We start from the raw sequence: 3,100 nt of genomic DNA, 5'->3' as shown, positions 1-3,100 counted from the left end.
TCCTTGTTGTCATTCTGAGGGAATGAAGTGACCGAAGAATCTATCGTTTCCAGTGAATAGATTCTTCCTCCCACCAAAGGCGGGACTCAGAATGACAATGGCCTACTCCCAGCGTCATCAGCTTTTCCGTCGGGTCAGGGGACCCGACGGCCACATAGGGTGACAGGTAGAACAGACATTCTTGTCTGTTCTTTAATGTCAGAGAGCAAAGCCTGTCCTACGGAGGCGTAGCCACAGGAATGTCCGACTTACCGACTATCGGACAGGGACCGCGCCGCAGAAACGGGATTTCGCTACGCTCAACAAGCCCTGTCCCTACATTTTTTGCTCCCTGCTACTTGCTACCTGCTCCAAGCTATTTCTTTCTTCTCTCCATCCAGTAGCCGATATTTCCTAGAATGACCAGAAGTACTATCAAAAGATGCGCCATAGATTGGGCATCCATCCCCCTTGCACCCATTCCAGGCTTCTCCAGAAGAATCTCGTATTCAGCCGCACCTTTAAGACCGCTGACCAAACCTTTAATCTGCCCTGAATTCAAAAAAGGATAAAAGCTGGTCGCCATAACCGCAGTTGTCAGAACAGCCAAATCTTTATTGTATCTTGCCACTGCATAATTAATCCAGGAAAAAGGGATGTCCCCATCAGTAACAGAAATGATCAGAGAGATGTCTTTATAATCTTTAATATTTTTGGTCAATTCTAAATCGGCAGTTGAAACTCCATAATAATCCTCAGGGAAAACCTTGTGAAAATCCTCACCCAGGGCTAAAATGGTAGCAGTAACCTGCGGTCTGAAACCTAAGAAAACGTAATCTTTCCCGTAGTTCTTGTTATATTTTGAGGCATTTTCCTTTAAGACCTTCTCACCCAAGGCAGTCCCCTCAGCTAAAAGGGAAATTCCTATTACTTTCAGGTTTCTGGAAAAGCAGTGCATCAAAATCGCATTAGCCAGAGGCTGAACTTCTGGAAAAGACGAGGCTTCAAAATCAAATGAGATCAGAACCACTGAGCTATCCTTCAAATTCTCCATCTGCCCAAAAAGATTTTTCACCTCTGGAGTCACTTTATTTGGCAAACCCAACTTGAAGATCAATGGGAAAATGACCGCAATTGCCATCAGGATAAAGATTACTTTTCGGTCAAGATCTAGTTTCATATTTGCTTTTTTATTGCTTCAGTGTTTGCCAGGTCCCCTGACCTGGCAAGTCCACCTGATTCGTGCCACTCCGTCGGGTCAGGGGGCCTGATGCCACGCAAAAGTGTCAGACAGGAATGTCTGACCTACCGGTCTTTGGTGGAACAGGCATCCTGCCTGTTCTTTATAGTAGCTGCTCGATTTATCGAGCAAATGCAAGCCCAATAAATTGGGCAACTACACTTCCTCCAACAAGGGCAGAGGAGACCGACCCTTTGCTCCCACCTTGAGGGCAAGAGGTGTTACCGATTGTTTCTTCGCTACCAGCTACCTGCTCCTGGCTCCAAGCTTTCTCATCCTTTCCCTAAATAAGTCCTCTCAATCCCTACTATTATTCTTAAAGAAGTGGCAATCGAGCCTAAGCCGATGCCTATTAAAATTCCTCTTCTTGCCGCCATAGAGGGGACATTCAAAACCCAGGTGGCTGACTCAGGAATCTTCGAGTGAAGCATTTCTCCTAATGGGACCCGTCCCAATATTACCAGAACCCCTGCTATGAGCAGAACGACCGACTGAAAATTCCTTGCCCTGAAACCGCGATAGGCAGCTGAAGCTACAAAAAAGGCTAAAAGCGAAAACATTGTCGACTGCATCGGGACCTGAAGATTATCAAAAACCCAGAGGAAGGGTGAGTCTTTCTGAATGCCTTTCCAGAAACCCAGAAATACCATAGCAGCAAGTCCGGCTAAAGCAACTAAATTGTATCCCCACTCTTTCTGTTGTTTGGAGATTTTGTCAAGATGAAGAATAAGAAAACTGAGAGCTCCAACCAGAAGCGCAAAAACAAAGATGATCTGCATCCAGTCAAGGACATTTTGATAACCCCTGGTAAACAAAGGATGAGGTATAAAAAACTGGGCTAACATAAATATGCCGAATACAAAACAGACTACAATCGGAATCTGTCTTCTCATCTTCTTATTTTCCTAAGAGATTGATTAGGTACCCGTAACCCAGGGTCGAGAGTATTCCTCCCGTGACAATAATAATGCCTATGATTAACTTCAAAAAATCCTGCCCTTTAATGCTTCCCAAAATCATAGGGTCTTTGGTCAGATACCCGCTGGCAGCAAAAAATTCCTCTCCGATCAGGGTATAATCGCAAGCAACTATAAAGAAGGAAAGCTGAATGGTTGAATCAGTCCCTGCAATCTGCAAAGCCCCGATTGAATTTCCAGTTTCCGCCAAGATGAGAGATTCCGCCTCAAAGGTCCCCAAGAAAAGATTGGTCGCAGGTTTTTCCCTGAGCATTATTCCATCCACTGCTGCCACATATCCGAACTGGCTCTGGGTCACAAAGTAGATATTCTCCGATTTGAAACTTTCAGGGTGACCCGCCTTGCTGAAGCTCTCCTTGACCACCTCCTGGGCAACAGTTGTCACCATCGGGTCGTAATTTGGAATTATCAGGGGAGTATTATATTCGGCTATCTTCTCAGCCACGCTCCCCAGGATATTCATCGAAGCCATAGTTGCCACCCGTTCCATCTTTCCCAGGCCGGAAGAAAACAGGATCGGTTTCCCCATCTCAGTAGCCCTGCCGACCGCTTCATCCATCGCCTCTAACCCGGGAATGGAGCGGATTTTCAGGCTACCTTTTTTCTTGCCGTAAATTATAAGACCGAAAACGAGGATAATGGTAATGAGTATCCCGATTAAGAGACCTGTTTTCTGCGGATCAAACCATCTGACCTCTTCTGCTGCCAAAGCTGTGCGACTCAAACTGATGAAAAAAACGAGCAGAAAAATGAGAGAGCGGATTTTCCCCTTCAGGTTCATCCTCCTTGATAAGTTCTGCAAAACAAAGTAGGAAATAAAAGTTTCTTGTCAAGGAAAAATGTTTTGGAGTGCATTGACCATGTCAATGCTGCATCCAGCCACAGGCGGGATGCACTCCATAAT

General features: G+C 45.5%; 3 protein-coding genes. All 3 read right to left on the bottom strand.

Going from position 1 to position 3,100, the window contains the following annotated elements; translation table 11 throughout:
- Positions 1-355: 355 nt before the first annotated feature.
- Positions 356-1,159: a hypothetical protein gene (locus tag MUP17_02285; protein MCJ7457801.1), complete on the bottom strand. Its 804-nt coding sequence runs from the start codon at positions 1,157-1,159 to the stop codon at positions 356-358.
- Positions 1,160-1,491: 332 nt separating this feature from the next.
- Positions 1,492-2,112 (bottom strand): hypothetical protein, encoded by a 621-nt coding sequence (locus MUP17_02280; protein MCJ7457800.1) that lies wholly within the window; start codon positions 2,110-2,112, stop codon positions 1,492-1,494.
- Between the two features lie 4 nt (positions 2,113-2,116).
- Positions 2,117-2,977, bottom strand: coding sequence for a hypothetical protein (locus tag MUP17_02275; protein MCJ7457799.1), 861 nt, complete (start codon positions 2,975-2,977; stop codon positions 2,117-2,119).
- Positions 2,978-3,100: the final 123 nt, after the last annotated feature.

The organism is Candidatus Zixiibacteriota bacterium, from assembly GCA_022865345.1.
In the GTDB taxonomy this organism is placed as follows: Bacteria; Zixibacteria; MSB-5A5; order MSB-5A5; family RBG-16-43-9; genus RBG-16-43-9.
This window is presented reverse-complemented; position numbering and strand designations above follow the sequence as displayed.

Coding starts and splice junctions, on each gene's coding strand:
- MUP17_02285 (MCJ7457801.1), bottom strand. CDS start 1,159: ATGAAACTAGATCTTGACCGAAAAGTAATCTTTATCCTGATGGCAATT.
- MUP17_02280 (MCJ7457800.1), bottom strand. CDS start 2,112: ATGAGAAGACAGATTCCGATTGTAGTCTGTTTTGTATTCGGCATATTT.
- MUP17_02275 (MCJ7457799.1), bottom strand. CDS start 2,977: ATGAACCTGAAGGGGAAAATCCGCTCTCTCATTTTTCTGCTCGTTTTT.